Annotated in this window: 14 protein-coding genes; all 14 read left to right on the top strand. The window is 76.1% G+C overall.

Annotated elements, in window-relative coordinates:
- Positions 1–3: 3 nt before the first annotated feature.
- Positions 4–537, top strand: a complete 534-nt coding sequence (locus ACWDVG_RS17625) for an SRPBCC family protein (protein WP_451700125.1) — start codon at positions 4–6, stop codon at positions 535–537.
- Complete coding sequence (locus ACWDVG_RS17620; protein WP_451700124.1) at positions 524–2128, top strand: phytoene desaturase family protein; 1605 nt, start codon at positions 524–526, stop codon at positions 2126–2128. The genes ACWDVG_RS17625 and ACWDVG_RS17620 overlap by 14 nt, the downstream gene beginning before the upstream one ends.
- Positions 2129–2318: 190 nt before the next feature.
- Complete coding sequence (locus tag ACWDVG_RS17615; protein ID WP_451700123.1) at positions 2319–4565, top strand: catalase; 2247 nt, start codon at positions 2319–2321, stop codon at positions 4563–4565.
- 266 nt (positions 4566–4831) lie between these two features.
- The gene (locus tag ACWDVG_RS17610) at positions 4832–5605 is read left to right on the top strand and encodes an SDR family oxidoreductase (protein WP_451700180.1); all 774 of its coding nucleotides are present in this window, start codon (positions 4832–4834) and stop codon (positions 5603–5605) included.
- Between the two features lie 470 nt (positions 5606–6075).
- Positions 6076–7764, top strand: coding sequence for a carbamoyltransferase family protein (locus tag ACWDVG_RS17605; protein ID WP_451700121.1), 1689 nt, complete (start codon positions 6076–6078; stop codon positions 7762–7764).
- Positions 7761–8864 carry a glycosyltransferase family 2 protein gene (locus ACWDVG_RS17600; protein WP_451700120.1) on the top strand — a complete coding sequence of 368 codons (1104 nt, stop codon included), beginning with the start codon at positions 7761–7763 and terminating at the stop codon, positions 8862–8864. The genes ACWDVG_RS17605 and ACWDVG_RS17600 overlap by 4 nt, the downstream gene beginning before the upstream one ends.
- The gene (locus tag ACWDVG_RS17595) at positions 8861–9544 is read left to right on the top strand and encodes a D-glycero-alpha-D-manno-heptose-1,7-bisphosphate 7-phosphatase (protein ID WP_451700119.1); all 684 of its coding nucleotides are present in this window, start codon (positions 8861–8863) and stop codon (positions 9542–9544) included. The genes ACWDVG_RS17600 and ACWDVG_RS17595 overlap by 4 nt, the downstream gene beginning before the upstream one ends.
- Positions 9541–10671: a glycosyltransferase family 9 protein gene (locus ACWDVG_RS17590; RefSeq protein WP_451700118.1), complete on the top strand. Its 1131-nt coding sequence runs from the start codon at positions 9541–9543 to the stop codon at positions 10669–10671. The genes ACWDVG_RS17595 and ACWDVG_RS17590 overlap by 4 nt, the downstream gene beginning before the upstream one ends.
- 202 nt (positions 10672–10873) lie before the next feature.
- On the top strand, positions 10874–12109 hold the full coding sequence (locus tag ACWDVG_RS17585) for a glycosyltransferase (protein ID WP_451700117.1): 1236 nt from the start codon (positions 10874–10876) through the stop codon (positions 12107–12109).
- Positions 12110–12197: 88 nt separating this feature from the next.
- On the top strand, positions 12198–12683 hold the full coding sequence (locus ACWDVG_RS17580; RefSeq protein ID WP_451700116.1) for a hypothetical protein: 486 nt from the start codon (positions 12198–12200) through the stop codon (positions 12681–12683).
- 299 nt (positions 12684–12982) lie between these two features.
- On the top strand, positions 12983–14008 hold the full coding sequence (locus tag ACWDVG_RS17575; protein ID WP_451700115.1) for an NAD-dependent epimerase/dehydratase family protein: 1026 nt from the start codon (positions 12983–12985) through the stop codon (positions 14006–14008).
- A 3-nt stretch (positions 14009–14011) separates the two neighbouring features.
- Positions 14012–14977, top strand: coding sequence for a glycosyltransferase (locus tag ACWDVG_RS17570; RefSeq protein ID WP_451700114.1), 966 nt, complete (start codon positions 14012–14014; stop codon positions 14975–14977).
- A 153-nt stretch (positions 14978–15130) separates the two neighbouring features.
- Positions 15131–15871 (top strand): D-sedoheptulose-7-phosphate isomerase, encoded by a 741-nt coding sequence (locus tag ACWDVG_RS17565; protein ID WP_451700113.1) that lies wholly within the window; start codon positions 15131–15133, stop codon positions 15869–15871.
- On the top strand, positions 15868–16518 hold a 651-nt coding region (locus ACWDVG_RS17560), incomplete at its 3' end, for a PfkB family carbohydrate kinase (RefSeq protein WP_451700112.1). The genes ACWDVG_RS17565 and ACWDVG_RS17560, both read left to right, overlap by 4 nt.

The raw sequence follows: 16518 nt of genomic DNA, 5'->3' as shown, positions 1-16518 counted from the left end.
GTCATGGCCGTGCGCCACCAGCTCATCCGCAAACCCCCGGCCGCGGTGTGGTCGGTGCTGTCCGACGGCGCGCTCTACGCGCGCTGGGTGGTCGGCACCGACGAGTCGTGGAACCGGGACGGACAGTGGCCCGCCGAGGGGTCGGAGATCGGGTACGCCCTGCGGTTCGGGCCGCTGGAGTACCAGGGCCGGACCGTCTCGCGCATCTACGAGCCGGGGCGCCGCCTCGAACTGGAGTCGATGGCCGGCCGGTCGGGCAGCGCGAGGATCGCGATCACCGTCGAGGCCTGGGGCGAGGACACGCTGGTGATCGTCGACGAACACCCCCTGGCGGGCCCGGCGGGGCGCTGGCACAACGCGGTCCTGGACGTCGCCCTCCAGCTCCGCCACCGCGCCATGCTGGCCCGGCTGGCCGAGCTCGTGGAGTCGGAGCCCGAGACCGACCCACCGTCCGGGGACGCGGCGGCTGAGGCGTCGGGCGCGTCCGGTCCGCGGCGGTCCGGCCCCGAGACGGGCGGCCCCCGTGTCGGCGCCTGACGCGGTGGTCGTGGGCGCCGGTCCCAACGGGCTCGTCGCGGCCAACGTCCTCGCGGACGCCGGCTGGCGGGTCGTCGTCCTGGAGGCGCAGGACGAGCCGGGCGGCGCGGTGCGCAGCGACCGGGGCGTCCACCCCGACTACGTCCACGACCTGTTCAGCGCGTTCTACCCGCTGGCGGCCGCCTCGCCGGTGCTCCGCGCCCTGCGGCTCGAGGACCAGGGACTGCGCTGGGCGCACGCGCCGGCGGTCGTCGCCCATCCGCTCTCCGACGGCCGCTGCGCGGTGCTCTCCCGTGACCCGCGGGAGACGGCCGCGTCCCTGGCGGGCTTCGCGGGGCCCGACGGGGAGGCCTGGGAGCGGCTGTACGAGCGATGGGGCCGCATCGGCGACGACCTGGTGGGGTGTCTGTTCGCACCGTTCCCGCCGGTCCGGTCCGGGCTGCGGCTCGTCGCGCGCACCGGCCCCGCCGAGGGCCTGCGCCTCGCGCGGACCATGCTGCTGCCGGCCCGGCGGTTCGGTGAGGAGCACTTCGTGGGCGAGGGCGGCAGGCTGCTGATCGCGGGCAACGCGCTGCACGCGGACCTCGGCCCGGAGTCCGCGCTCGGGGGCGGCTTCGGGTGGCTGATGTCGATGCTCGGGCAGGCGCACGGTTTCCCCGTGCCGGTCGGCGGGGCGGCCGCGCTCACCCGGGCCCTGGTCCGGCGGCTCCAGGCGCGCGGCGGGGCGGTGCACTGCCGTCGTACGGTGAGTGAGGTCGTCGTACGGGGCGGCCGCGCGGTGGCGGTCCGCACCGAGGACGGCGGGGAGGTGCCCGCGCTGCGCGCGGTGTTCGCCGACGTGCCGGCGACCGTGCTGTACGGGCGGCTGGTGGCGCCCGAGCACCTGCCGGGGCGGCTTCTGGAGGACCTGCGGCGCTTCCACTGGGACCTCGCCACGGTCAAGATCGACTGGGCGCTGTCGCGTCCGATCCCGTGGACCGCGGAGGGCGCCCGTGGCGCCGGGACGGTGCATGTGACCGAGGGCGTCGACGAGCTGACCCGGTTCTCCGCCCAGCTGGCGACGGGGCGGGTCCCCGACGTGCCGTTCACGGTCCTCGGCCAGATGACGACGGCCGACGCGACGCGTTCCCCGCTGGGTACGGAGTCGGCCTGGGGCTACACCCACGTGCCGCAGGAGATCCGGGGCGACGCGGGGGACGACGGGCTGCGGGGGCGCTGGGACGAGCGGGAGAAGGACGTCGTCGCCGCGCGCGTGGAGGCGGGCATCGAGCGCCTCGCCCCGGGGTTCCGGGCCTCGGTCCTGGACCGCCGGGTGCTGGCGCCGCCCGACCTGGAACGCATGAACGCCGCGCTGGTCGGGGGCGCCGTCAACCAGGGCACCACGAGCCTGCACCAGCAGCTTGTCTTCCGTCCCGTACCCGGCACGGGGCGCCCGGGGACCCCGGTCCGCGGGCTCTACCTCGCCTCGGCGGCCGCCCACCCCGGTGGCGGGGTCCACGGCGCTCCCGGGGCCAACGCCGCCCGCGCCGCCCTGCGGCTGCCGCGCCCGCCCCGGTCGATGCGGCGCGTCCGGCCCCGGCCGTACCGCTGAACGGCTCCGCGCGATGTTCGACGCGCGGACGACCGGGCAGACGTGGAGAAACCCTTTCCCACAGGAAACATCCGACCAGTCCGGAAACATGCGACCCATTCAGAAACACCCGATCGGTCCAGGAACACCCGACGAGTCCGAGAACAGCCGAGCAGTTCAGGAACACCCGACCCCCGCGAAGGAGCGCCCTGTGACAGCGAACCCCACCCCGGACGCGGCCGCCGAGTCCGGCGGCCCCGGTCGGCCCGGCGTGCAGCCCCCGTCCCTGGAGGAGCCCACGCGTCCCCACGGCCCGCTGCCGCCCAAGCCGGACCAGGACGGTCCGGAGACCGTCAGCCCCACGGGCCAGGCCACCGGGGAGGATCCCGCGCGGTCGGCCCAGAGCGGTGCGTACCTGACGACCGCCCAGGGGGCCCGGCTGTACGACACCGATCACTCGCTCAAGGCCGGCAGCCGTGGGCCCGTACTCCTCCAGGACCACCACCTGCGGGAGAAGATCACCCACTTCGACCACGAGCGCATTCCGGAGCGGGTGGTGCACGCGCGCGGGGCGGCGGCCCACGGCGTGTTCAGGAGTTACGGGACGGCGAGCCGGCTGACGAAGGCGGCGTTCCTCGCGGAGGACGTCGAGACGCCGGTGTTCGTACGGTTCTCCACGGTCCTCGGCTCGCGCGGCTCGGCCGACACGGTCCGCGACACGCGCGGGTTCGCGACGAAGTTCTACACCGAGGAGGGGACGTTCGACCTCGTCGGGAACAACATCCCGGTCTTCTTCATTCAGGACGCCATCAAGTTCCCCGACATCATCCACGCGGGCAAGCCGCATCCCGACCGGGAGATCCCGCAGGCGCAGAGCGCCCACGACACGTTCTGGGACTTCGTCTCGCTGCACACCGAGGCCACGCACCACACGCTGTGGAACATGTCCGACCGGGGCATCCCCCGTTCGTACCGGATGATGGAGGGCTTCGGCGTCCACACCTTCCGCCTCGTCGCGCAGGACGGCGGGACGACGCTGGTCAAGTTCCACTGGAAGCCCAGGCTCGGCGTGCACTCGCTCGTCTGGGAGGAGGCCCAGCTCGTCGCGGGCATGGACCCGGACTTCCACCGCAGGGACCTGTTCGACGCCATCGAGTCGGGCGCCTTCCCGGAGTGGGAGCTGGGTGTCCAGACGTTCCCGGACACGCCTGACCAGACCTTCGAGGGGATCGACCTGCTCGACCCGACGAAGATCGTGCCGGAGGAACTCGCCCCGGTGCAGCCGGTGGGGCTGCTGACGCTGAACGCCAACACCAAGAACTTCTTCGCCGAGACGGAGCAGGTCGCCTTCCACCCCGGTCACCTCGTGCCCGGCATCGACATCACCGACGACCCGCTCCTCGCCGGCCGCCTCTTCTCGTACCTGGACACGCAGATCAGCCGGCTCGGCGGCCCCAACTTCGCCCAGCTGCCGATCAACCGGCCGCACGCGCCGGTCAACGACATGCTGCGCGACGGCATGCACCAGACGGCCGTCCACACGGGCGTCGCCCCGTACCGCCCCAACTCCCTGGACGGCGGCTGCCCGTTCCTCGCGGGCGCGGACACCGGCGCGTACATCGAGGCGCCCGTCCCGGTCCCCGCGTCGACGAAGGTGCGCGAGGCGCCCCAGTCGTTCGCGGACCACTTCTCGCAGCCCCGCCTCTTCTGGCTGAGCATGACGCCGACGGAGCGGGAGCACATCATCGCGGCCTACACGTTCGAGCTGGGCAAGTGCTACGAACAGGCGGTGAAGGAACGGGTCCTGGCGGTCCTCGCCAACATCGACCCCGTCCTCTGCGAGGGCGTCGCCACCGGGCTGGGCCTGCCCGTGCCCCCGGCGACCGTGCCCTTCGACGACGTCACGCCGAGCCCCGCCCTGTCCCAGCTGGGCCGGACCTGGCCCACGGACGGCCGGATGATCGGGATCGTCGCCGACGAGGCCGACGCCGACGGCCTTGCGGCCGCGCGCGCGTTCCGCGAGGCGGCGCTCGCGGCGGGCGCGATGCCGCTGGTGATCGCCGCGACCGGCGGGGTCCTCGACGCCGACGGCGAGCCGCTCACGGTGGACCGGACGTTCGCCACCGCGCGGTCGACGGAGTTCGACGCGCTGTACGTCGCCGCCAGCCCCGCGCCGGGTCTGGACGCGCAGGGGGCACGGGACGCCAAGGCCGGTCACGTCGCGGCCGACGCCCCGCTGGTCGATCCCCGGGTGGTGCTCCTGCTCACGGAGGCCTACCGCCACGGCAAGGCCATCGGCGGGACGAGCGCGGCGGCGGGGGCGGCCCTGCAGGCCGCCGGGCTGTCCGCGGACGCCGCCGGGATCGTCCTCGGTGACGACACGGGTCAGGTGCTGTCCGAGCTCACCGACCTGCTCGGCGGGCACCGGGTGTGGCAGCGCTTCCCCGCCTCGATCTGACTCCGGTGGAAGGACCGCGCGCGATGCACACCGCACACGACACGAACGGACAGGCCACGGACCGGCAGGACACGGAGCGACCCGACACGGACCGGCAGGACACGGGGCGGCGCGACGCGGACCGGCAGGACACGGAGCAACCCGACACGGACCGGCAGGACACGGGGCAGCCCGACACGGACCGGCAGGACGCGGACGGGCGCGAGGCCGCTCCGGCGCCGCGGTACGCCGTCCCGGAGGCGCTCGCGTTCCGGCCGCGCACGGCCGTGGTGACGGGCGCCGACTCCGGCATCGGCAGGGCGGTCGCCGTGCTGCTCGCCCGGCAGGGCCTGGACGTCGGCATCACCTGGCACCGGGACGAGGAGGGCGCCCGTGCCACCGCGGAGGAGGTGCGGCGGCACGGCCGCCGGGCCGTGGTGGAGCAGCTCGACCTCTCCGCGCTCCCGGACGCCGCGGACGTCGTCGACCGGCTCGCCGACGCGCTCGGCGGGGTCGACGTCCTGGTGAACAACGCCGGAACCGGCACGGCCACGCCCTTCCTCGACCTGGACCTCGCGACCGTGCGGCACGTCCTCGACGTGGACCTCGTCGGGCCGCTGCTCTGTTCCCAGCGGGCTGCCCGGCGCATGATCGCCGGGGGCGGCGGGGGCCGGATCGTGAACGTGACCTCCGTCCACGAGCACCAGCCGCGCGTCGGCTCGGGACCGTACTGCGCCGCCAAGGGCGGCCTCGGGCTGCTCACCCAGGTCATGGCCCTGGAGCTGGCGGAGCACGGCATCACGGTCAACGCGGTCGCCCCCGGGGAGATCGCCACGCCGATGACGGGCCAGGAGGACACCGACGTACGGGAGGAGTCGCGGCCCGGCGTCCCGCTGGGGCGCCCCGGCGACGCGCGGGAGGTCGCGGCCGTGATCGGCTTCCTGGCCGGTCCCGACTCCTCGTACGTCACGGGGGCGTCGTGGGCCGTGGACGGCGGCATGCTCCGGATGGGGCCGATGGCCGGCTCCCATCTCCGGGAGGACGACTGGCGCCGTCCCTGAACCGGCGGGCCCCGCGCCGGGCGCCCGGGCTTGTGGCCCGGCGCCCGGCGCGGGCGCGTTCGGGGGGTGCGTCGGGCTGGCGCCGGGGGGCGTTGGGGGGCGTCGGGCTGGTGCCGGGTTGGCGACGTCACGGGGGCGCAGGGGTGTCTGGGTGGCGCCGTCGTGGCACTTACGGCCATCAGGGTGAAGCCGTCGGCACGGCCGAAGCCCTCGCACGGGCCGCGGCGTCGGCGCTGTCGCGGGCTCCCGGCCCGGGTCACGGAACGCTCACGCGGGGTTCTTTTACGGACATGTCCGTATTCGAGGAGTAGCGCTTCTCGGCGTGGGTAACCGCCGTCCGGGCTTCGGGTGGACCGCTTCCGGAGCCGCGGACGAGTCCGGGAAATCCCCGGCACGCGCCCGGCGGCCACCCCCCTCCCGCCTCCCCCGCACCGGGGCGGGCGTGCCGGCCGACACCGGAAAGGTCCCCCATGCGCGTTCTCGGCATCAACGCCCTCTTCCACGACCCCGCCGCCGCCCTGATCGTCGACGGCGTCACCGTCGCGGCCGCCGAGGAGGAACGTTTCTCCAGGCGCAAGCACGGCAAACGGCCCGTTCCCTTCTCCGCCTGGGAACTCCCCGAACAGGCCGCGCGATGGTGCCTGGAACGGGCCGGGCTGCGCCCCGAGGACCTGGACCTCGTCGCCTACTCGTACGACCCCGGGCTCGCCCGCCCCGCCGCCGATCTGGGGCTCGACGACCCCTGGGACAGCCTCCGCCAGGCCTACGCCGAGCACGCGCCCGGCTTCCTCGCGACCGCCCTGCCCGGTCTCGACCCGTCGGCCGTCCGCTTCGTCCCCCACCACATGGCGCACGCGGCGTCCGGAGCGTTCGGCGCGGAGGCGGCGGAGACCTCCTCGGTCCTCGTCCTCGACGGACGCGGGGAAGCGGCCTCGCACCTCGCCGCGCGCAGGCTCGGCAACCGCCTCGAACCGCTGCGCGCCCAGACGCTGCCCCACTCGCTGGGCCTCGTCTACGAGGAGCTGACGGAGCACCTCGGGTTCCTGCGCTCCTCGGACGAGTTCAAGGTGATGGCGCTCGCCTCGCACGGCACGCCCCGGATGCTCGGGGAGCTGCGCCGGTACGTCCGGCCGACGGGCGACGGCGGGTTCCTCGCCCACGGCGTGCCCTGGTCGGAGCTGTGCCCCCCGCGCGCGGCCGACGAGCCCTGGACCCAGGCGCACGCGGACGTCGCCGCCAGCGCACAGGCCGTCCTGGAGGAGACGCTGCTCGACCTCGCGCGCTGGCTGCACGGACGCACCCACGACAGCGTGCTGACGCTGGCCGGCGGGGTGGCCCTGAACTGCGTGGCGAATGCCCGGATCGCGCGCGAGGGCCCGTTCTCCCGCGTCTGGGTGCAGCCCGCCGCCGGTGACGCGGGCACCGCCCTGGGCGGGGCGCTGCTGCTGTCGGCGGAGGCCGGCGTGGACCCGGCGCCGATGCCGGGCGCCGCGCTCGGCCGGGAGTGGACGGACGCGGAGCTCGCCGGGCGCCTCAAGACGGCGGCCGTGCCCTTCGAGCGCCCGCCCGACATCGCCGCCACCGTGGCCGAGGCGCTGGCCAACAACGCGGTCGTGGCCTGGTTCCAGGGACGCTCCGAGTTCGGCCCCCGGGCCCTCGGGCACCGCTCGCTGCTCGCCCACCCGGGGCACGCAGGGAACCTGGAGCGGCTCAACGACATCAAGGGGCGCGAGCAGTTCCGCCCGGTCGCGCCGATGGTCCTCACGGAGCGGTCCGCGGAGATCTTCCGGGGGCAGTTGCCCTCCCCGTACATGCTCTTCGTCCACGACGTCGCACCGGAGTGGCGCGAGCGGATCCCCGCGGTCGTCCACGTCGACGGCACCGCGCGGATCCAGACGGTGGACCGGCTGCAGGAGCCGCTGGTGGCGCGGATGCTGGAGGAGTTCGAGCGCCGCACGGGCCTGCCCGTCGTCGTCAACACGAGCCTCAACACCGCGGGACGCCCCATGGTCGACGACCCCAGGGACGCGCTGGAGTGCTTCGGCTCCACCCCGGTCGACCTGCTCGCCATCGGCCCCTTCGCGGTCCGCAGGGGCGAGATGTTCCGTGCCGGGCACCAGGGCTGGAACGCCGGGACCGGCGAGGGCGGTGCCCGGTGACCGGCCGCAGCCCCCGCCACCACGTGGACCTCGGCCACGCGGAAGCCGTCGACTACGCGGTGGTCGTCCCGACCACGGGTCGCCCGAGCCTCGCCCGGTGCCTGGAGGCCCTCGCCCGCACCACCGGCCCGCTGCCGTCCCGGGTGGTCCTCGTCCACGACCGGCCGCGCGCCGACGGCACCGTGCCCCCGCTGCCCGTGCCCGAGGCGCTGCGCGCGATCACCACGGTCGTGCCGGGCCGTGCCCGGGGACCGGCGGCGGCGCGGAACACCGGCGCCCGCCGGGCCGGGGACGTGCCCTGGGTCGTCTTCCTCGACGACGACGTCGTGCCGTCGGCCACGTGGGGCGAGGACCTCGCCCGCGACCTGGCGGCCGCGTCCGCGACGACGGCCGCCGTCGCGGCCCGGATCGAGGTGCCGCTGCCCGCCGACCGGCGGCCGACCGACGGGGAGCGCAACACCGCCGCCCTCGCGACGGCCCGCTGGATCACCGCCGACATGGCGGTGCGGCGCCAGGCCCTGGAGGCCTCCGACGGCTTCGACGAACGCTTCCGCCGCGCTTTCCGGGAGGACTCCGACCTCGCCCTGCGGCTGCTCGGCAGCGGCTGGGAGCTGCGCCAGGGGACGCGCAGGACCGCCCATCCCCCGCGCCGGGCCGACCGGTGGATCTCGGTCCGCCAGCAGGCGGGCAACGGTGACGACGTCCTGATGCGCCGCCTCCACGGCCCGCACTGGCGCGTCCTCGCCGGAGCGCACCGGGGCCGGCTGCCCCGGCACCAGGCGGTCACGGCCGCCGCGTGCGCCGCGCTGGCCTGCGCCGTCACCGGACGACGGCGGGCGGCCGCGTGGTGCGGCGCCTTCTGGTTCGCCGGTACGGCCGAGTTCGCGCTCGCCCGCGTCCTGCCGGGCCCCCGCACCCCCGCCGAGGTCGTCGACATGCTCCTCACCAGCGCCGTCATCCCGCCGGTCGCCACCTGGCACTGGCTGCGCGGCTCCCTCGCGCACCGGGCCGAGCGGCCCCGCGGCCCGGCCCGTCCCCCGGTCCCGGCGCCCGTGCCCACGCCCGCGCCCCGGGACGAACGGCCGGAGGCCGTCTCGTGAGCCCCGGCCGGACGGTGCCCGTGACGCTCCGCGCGGGGACGGCGGGCGACGGCCCCTGGCTGTACCCGGCCACGGGCCGCCTCCGACCCCGTCCGCAGGCCCGTGCCCGTGCCCGGTCCGCGGACGGGCGGGGCGCGGGTCCCGACGCCGTGCTGTTCGACCGGGACGGGACGCTCGTCGCGGACGTGCCGTACAACGGGGACCCGTCCCGGGTGCTGCCGCTCCCCGGTGCCGTCGAGGCCGTGGCGCTGCTGCGCGCGGCGGGCGTCCCCGTCGGAGTGGTGAGCAACCAGTCCGGGGTGGCGCGCGGCCTGCTCACACCGGACCAGGTCGCGGCGGTACGGGACCGGGTGGACCGGCTCGTCGGCCCGTTCGCGGTGTGGGCGGTCTGCCCGCACGGGCCCGACGACGGCTGCGGCTGCCGCAAGCCCGCGCCGGGGCTGGTCCTCGCCGCCTGCGCCCGCCTGGGCGCGCGGCCCTCGCGCTCCGTGGTGATCGGCGACATCGGCAGCGACGTCGAGGCGGCCGAGGCCGCCGGAGCACTCGGCATCCTCGTACCGACGCGGGAGACCCTCTCCGCCGAGGTCGCCTCGGCGCCCCGCACCGCACCCGACCTGCTGACCGCCGTACGGATGGCACTCGACGTCCATCGGCCGCGCGGCCGGGACGGCGGCCCGTGAGCGCCGCGCCGCGCACGCTGGTCGTGCGCCTCGACAGCGCCGGTGACGTGCTGCTCGCCGGGCCGGCCGTGCGCGCCGCGGCGGCGGGCTCCTCGTGGACCGCGATGCTCTGCGGCCCGGCGGGCGCCCCGGCGGCGCGGCTGCTGCCCGGCGTCGACGAGGTCCTCGTGCACGAGGCGCCGTGGGTGGGTCTGGAGCCGCCGCCGGTCTCGCCGCGCGCCTGCCGCGAGCTGGTCGAGGCGGTGGCCGCCCGCCGCTTCGACCGGGCGCTCGTCCTCGTGTCGTACCACCAGAGCCCGCTGCCCGCCGCCCTGCTGCTCCGCATGGCGGAGGTGCCGTGGATCGGGGCCGACAGCGAGGACTACCCGGGCGCGCTGCTCGACCTGCGGCACCGCCGCGAGGACGGGCGGCACGAGGCGGAGGCGGCGCTCGACCTGGCGCGGGCGGCCGGGTTCCCGCCGCCGGCCGGCGACGACGGCGGGCTCCGTGTCGTACCGCCGCCGGACACGACGGCGCTGACGGGGCCCGGACCGTACGTCGTGGTGCACCCCGGGGCCGCCGTTCCCGCCCGGGCGTGGAGCCCCGGGCGCGCCGCGCGGGCGGTGGCCGCCCTTGCGGCCGCCGGCCACCGGGTGGTGGTGACGGGGGCCGCGGCGGAACGGGACCTGACGGCGCGCGTGGCGGGCCGTCACGCCCTCGACCTCGGGGGCGCGACCGCCGGGCTCGGCGCCCTGGCGGGCGTGCTCGCCCGGGCCGGCGCCGTGGTCGTCGGGAACACCGGCCCCGCGCACCTGGCCGCCGCCGTGCGGACCCCGGTGGTCTGCCTCTTCGCACCGGTCGTCCCGGCCGGCCGCTGGCGGCCGTACGGGGTCCCCCACGTCCTGCTCGGAGACCAACGGGCCCCGTGCGCGGACACCCGGGCCCGGGTCTGCCCGGTGCCGGGTCACCCCTGCCTCGACGGCGTGGGCGACGGGGAGGTCGTGGCGGCGGTCGACGCGCTGCTCGGCCGCCCGTCCCCCTCCCCCGACGTGCCGGGCGGAGACGGCAGGGCCCGGAACGACGCCCGGACCCGCTCCCGTCCCCGTACGGACGACGTGTCCGACGCGAGAGGGGGCGTCCCCGCGTGAACGAGCCGCTTCGACCCCCCGCCGACGCCGTCCCTTCCGCGTGCGGAACGCGCCCGATTCATCAAGCCGATCCAGCCCACCGGGCCCACAGAGCCCACCGAGCCCACCGAGCACCGTCGACGCACGCGCATCGCCGCACGTCACGGCGGTTCGCACCGCTTCCCGGGACCCCCGGGGGGCGCCTCATCAGGGAGGCCCGCTCATGACATCCCTCGCTCCGCGTCCCCTCTCCGTAGCCCTCGTCTCCGAGCACGCGAGCCCGCTCGCGACGCTCGGCGGCGTCGACGCCGGGGGCCAGAACGTGCACGTCGCCCAGCTCGCGGGTGCCCTCGCCGACCGGGGCCACCGCGTGACGGTGTACACCCGGCGGGACGACGCCGACCTGCCGGTGGTCGCGCCGCTGCGCGACGGGGTCAGGGTGCACCACGTGCCCGCGGGCCCGCCCGTGCCCGTACCCAAGGACGAACTGCTTCCGCACATGAGGGAGTTCAGCCGATACCTGGCCGGGCAGTGGCGGACGGAGACGCCCCACGTGGTCCACTCGCACTTCTGGATGTCGGGCCTCGCCACCCTGTGGGCCACGCGGGAGGTGCCCGTCCCGTTCCTGCACACCTACCACGCGCTCGGCACGGTGAAGCGGCGCCATCAGGGCGCGGCCGACAGCAGCCCGCCGACCCGCGTCGCGCACGAGACCGAGGTGGGCACCGGCTGCGACCGGGTGCTCGCCACCTGCCGGGACGAGGTCGAGGAGCTGGCCGCCATGGGGATCGCGCGCGCCGCCTGTGACATCGTGCCCTGCGGCGTGGACCCGGTCGCCTTCCGGCCGGACGGCCCCGCCGTCGCCCGCGGCCCCTTCCGCTACCGGCTCCTGCACCTGGGGCGGCTCGTTCCCCGCAAGGGCGCCGCGGTCTCCGTCGCCGCGCTCGGCAGGCTCCCGGGCACCGAACTCGTCGTCGCGGGCGGGCCGCCGCCCGCCGGCCTCGACGCCGACCCGGAGGTGCGGAGGCTGCGCGCGCTCGCCGAGGAGCTGGGCGTGGCGGACCGGGTCCGGTTCACCGGCGCCGTGCCGCCGTCGGTGGTCCCCGCGCTGATGCGGGGCGCGGACGTCGTGCTGTGCCCGGCGGACTACGAGCCGTTCGGCATCGTGCCGCTGGAGGCGATGGCCTGCGGGCGGCCCGTGGTGGCCAGCGCCGTGGGAGGCCAGCTGGACTCGGTCGCGGACCGGGTGAACGGCCGCCTCGTGCCGCCCCGCGACCCGGCGCTCCTCGCCGCGACGGTACGGGTCCTGCTGGCCGACCCGGTCCTGCGCGCGGAGTACGGGAGGGCGGGCCGGCGGCGCGTCCTGGAACGGTTCACCTGGGCGCGGGTCGCCGCCGCCACGGAGGAGTCCTACCGGGCGGTGCTCGCCGCCCACGCCCCGCTGGCGGCGGCGCTTTGAGCGGCCGCGCGATGAACTCCCGCGCCGGGCGGGGCCCGTGGGGCGCGAACGCGTCCGCGCACGATGCGTACCGAGGAGGTGGTGCGTCATGAACCCCAGCACCGCACGACAGGTGCCCGGAGGCCGGCGGAGGCGCCGCGCGACGCCGGGCGCCCTCGTGGCCCTGGGCGCGGCGACCGCGCTCGCCCTGGCGGGCTGCGGGGACGACGGCGACGGCGACGGGGGCTCCGCGGACCCGACGAACGCCACCACGGCCGTCTGCGAGGAGCTGGCGGGCCTGCGGAGCCACAGCGAGGAGCTGCGGAACAAGGACTCGTCGGCGACCGTCCAGGGCATCCAGGACGTCAGGGCCGACATGAGCGACGACATGGGGAAGATCCAGGAGGCGGCCGGGGACGCCGGGGTGGACGTCACGGCGCTCCGGGCCGCCTTCCGGGAGCTGGACGTCACCATGGACCACCTCGACCGGAACATGAACGCCGCCGCCGCGCTCGACCAGGTGACGCCCCCTCTGGACAAGCTCGACAAGGCGCTCGTGAGCACGGAGGACGCGGCCGGATGCGTCCGGCAGTGAGGCCCCCCGCCGAGCACGCCTCGACCCGATCGGATCTCCCGACCCGATCGGGTGCCCCGCCCCGGCCCGGGGCACCGCCCCGGTCCCGCGCCCCGGCCCGGCCCGGGGCACCGAGGCTCCCGGCGAGGCATGCCGTGCCACGTCGTGGGTACCGGCAGGAGGCGTCAGGAGACGTAGCTCCGCGTGAGCGGTCTCCGGAAGGCCCCCGCCCGTGCGGTGTCCCGGGACGGCGGGGCCGAGTCCCGCGCAGGTGCCCGCACCCGCGGCCCCGCTCCCTCTCTCCGTCGGAGGAGACCACCATGGCAACGTCCTTCCCGACCCGCGTCCGGCACGCGGTCGTCACCGGCGGCGCCGGATTCGTCGGCTCCCATCTGTGCGGCGCGCTGCTCGACGCGGGCGCCGCGGTGACCTGTGTCGACGACTTCAGCACCGGACGCGTGGCGAACATCGCCGCGTTCCTCCCCCACCCGGACTTCCGCCTCCACGAGGCGAACGTCTCCGCACCCTTCCGGATCGACCCGCCGCCCGATCTCGTCCTCCACTTCGCCTCCCCCGCCTCGCCCGCGGACTACCTGCGGCTTCCGCTGCACACCCTGGAGGCCGGCAGCCTGGGCACGCGCAACGCCCTCGCCGTGGCCCGCGCCGCGCGCGCCCGGTTCGTGCTCGCCTCGACGTCCGAGGTGTACGGCGACCCGCTGGAGCACCCGCAGAGCGAGCGCTACTGGGGCAACGTCAACCCGGTGGGCCCGCGCAGCGTGTACGACGAGGCGAAGCGCTTCGGCGAGGCGCTCACCATGGCGGAGGCGGCGGAACACGGCACGGACACCTGTGTCGTACGCCTCTTCAACACGTACGGGCCCCGGATGCGGGGCTACGACGGCCGGGCCGTACCGACCTTCGTCCGGCAGGCGCTCGCGGGCGAGCCGTTGACGGTCACCGGCGACGGGCTGCAGACCCGGTCCCTGTGCTACGTCGACGACACGGTGCGCGGCATCCTCGCGGCGGCGGCGCACGGGATGAGGGGACCCGTGAACCTCGGCAACCCGACGGAGATCACGATGCTCGAACTGGCCCGCTGGATCGTGGAGCTGACGGGCTCGCGCTCGGAGATCCGGTTCATCGAGCGGCCCACGGACGATCCGGCGGTGCGCTGTCCTGACATCACCCTGGCCAGGGGCAAGCTCCAGTGGGAACCGGTGGTGCCGACCGAGGAGGGCCTGCGGCGCACGATCGCCTGGTTCCGCGCGTCGGCGGACGCGAACACGTCGGCTCCGGACCCGTCCTCGCCCCCGGCCGCGCCGGCCCCGGCTCCTCGGGAGGGCTGACCCGTGAACATCCTTCTGTGGCACGTGCACGGCTCCTGGACCACCGCCTTCGTGCAGGGCCCGCACACCTACCTGGTGCCGGTCGACGCCGAACGGGGCCCCGACGGACGCGGCCGCGCCGAGACGTTCGTCTGGCCGTCCTCCGTCCGTGAGGTGACGCCCGAGGTGCTCGCGCGGACGCAGGTGGACCTCGTCGTCCTCCAGCGGCCGCACGAGGAGGAGCTGGCCACCCGGTGGATGGGCGGCCGGCGGCCGGGGCGTGACGTGCCCGCGGTCTACCTGGAGCACAACACACCGCGCGGAGACGTCCCGGACACCCGTCACCCGGTGGCGGACCGGCCGGACCTGACGCTCGTTCACGTCACGCACTTCAACCGGCTGTTCTGGGACAACGGCTCGACCCGCACCGTCGTCATCGAGCACGGCGTCGTCGACCCCGGCCACCTGTACACGGGCCGGCTGGCCCGCGCCGCCGTCGTCGTCAACGAGCCGGTCCGGCGCCGCCGTTACGTCGGTACGGACCTGCTGCCGGGGCTCTCGGAGGCCGTACCGCTCGACGTCTTCGGGATGCGGACGGAAGGGCTGGCCGAGGAGCTGGGCGTGCCCGCCGACCGGTGCCGCTCGGCCGACCTGCCCCAGCGGCACCTGCACGCCGCCATGGCCGAGCGCCGCCTCTACCTCCACCCGGTGCGGTGGACGTCCCTGGGACTGTCCCTGATCGAGGCCATGCACCTGGGGATGCCCGTGGTGGTGCTCGCCTCCACCGAGGCGGTCGAGGCGGTCCCGCCCGGCACCGGAACGCTCTCCACCCGTCCCGAGGTCCTGGCCGAGGCCGCCCGGCGCTATCTCGACGACCCGGAGGCCGCCGCCCGGGACGGGGCGAGGGCTCGGCAGGCGGCCCTCGAACGGTACGGCCTCAAGCGCTTCCTCGACGACTGGGAGCGGCTCCTCGCGGAGGTGAGCCCGTAGCGGACGTGAGCACCCAGCGGGGGTGAGCGCCTCACGGTCGTCACCCCCCACCGGCGTCCGGCCGGCCACAGGCCGACGAACGGACGCGCACCTGGTCACCGAGATCGGAAGGAGGTGGGCCGGGCCAGTCAGCGGATGCCCGACCCGCGCACCATGAGCGAATCCCTCACGTACGAGAGCGCCGAGCGCCACTGCCGGATGCTCCAGCTCGCCCTGGAGCACCTGCGGGGCCACGGTCTCGGTCGGCTGGAGCGATGGGGCGGCCGGCTCGCCGAACTGCTGCCTCCCGGCGCCCGTCTCCTCGCCGCGGGCAACGGCGGCAGCGCCGCCCAGGCCCAGCACCTCACCGCCGAACTCGTCGGGCGGTACCTGCACGAGCGGCCCGCCTACTCGGCGATCTCGCTGCACGCCGAGACGTCGAGCCTCACCGCGATCGGGAACGACTACGGATTCGAGCAGGTCTTCGCCCGTCAGGTCGCCGCGCACGGCCGCGCCGGAGACGTGCTCCTGCTGCTCTCGACGTCGGGACGCAGTGCCAACCTCCTCTCCGCCGCCATGACGGCGCGCTCCGCCGGCCTCGCCGTCTGGGCCCTCACGGGCCCCTCGCCGAACCCGCTGGCCGAGGCCGCGGACGAGGCCCTGTGCGTGGACGGCGACACGACGGCGACCGTCCAGGAGACCCATCTGGTCGCCGTCCACCTGCTGTGCGAGTTCTTCGACGCGGCGGTCGCCGAGCGCCCGGCGGCCACGGACCGGAACGCCCCGGTGGACCGGTCCGCGCCGGTGGACCATCACCCGGGCGCCCCCGCGGGCCTACCGGCGCGGCCCTCGGCCAACGGCGCTCCGCATCCGGCGCCGCTGCCCACCGTCCGACTCCTGAGGAGGCCCTCGTGACCGCGAACGGACCGCTCGTCGTGGTGGGGGACCTGCTGCTCGACCGGGACGTCACGGGTGAGGTCACCCGGCTGGCGCCGGACGCCCCCGTCCCCGTGGTGGACGTCGGGGAGGAACGGGCCCGGCCGGGCGGCGCGGGGCTCGCCGCCGTCCTGGCGGCGCGGCACGGCTGCGACGTCGTCCTCGTCACGGCGCTCGGCGAGGACGAGGCGAGCGCGGCCGCCCGCCGGCTCCTGCGCGACCGGGTGCGCCTGGCGCCGATCCCGCTGGAGGGGACGCTGCCGGTGAAGACCCGGGTCCTGGCGGGCGGCCGTCCGGTGGTGCGGCTGGACCGGGGCGGCGGCATCCCGGGCCGGGCGGACCCGCGGAGCCTCGCGGCGCTCGCCGGGGCCCGCGCCGTCCTGGTCGCGGACTACGGACGGGGCACGGCGGACGCGCTGCGGGAGGCGCTCGCGGCGGCCGCCGGGCGGGTGCCGGTCGTGTGGGACCCGCATCCGAAGGGCGGCCCGCCCGTGGCCGGGGCGCGGCTCGTCACCCCGAACGCCGCCGAGGCCTTCGTGACCCTGCACGACGCCTTCTCGACCGGCTCGTCGATCATGCCGCAGAAGAAGAACCCGGACATCGCCGAGCTGGCCCGGGGCAAGTCC

Source organism: Streptomyces sp. NPDC003327 (genome assembly GCF_053589515.1).
The sequence above is the reverse complement of the archived record's forward strand: the minus strand, read 5'-3'. Positions and strand labels throughout refer to the sequence as shown.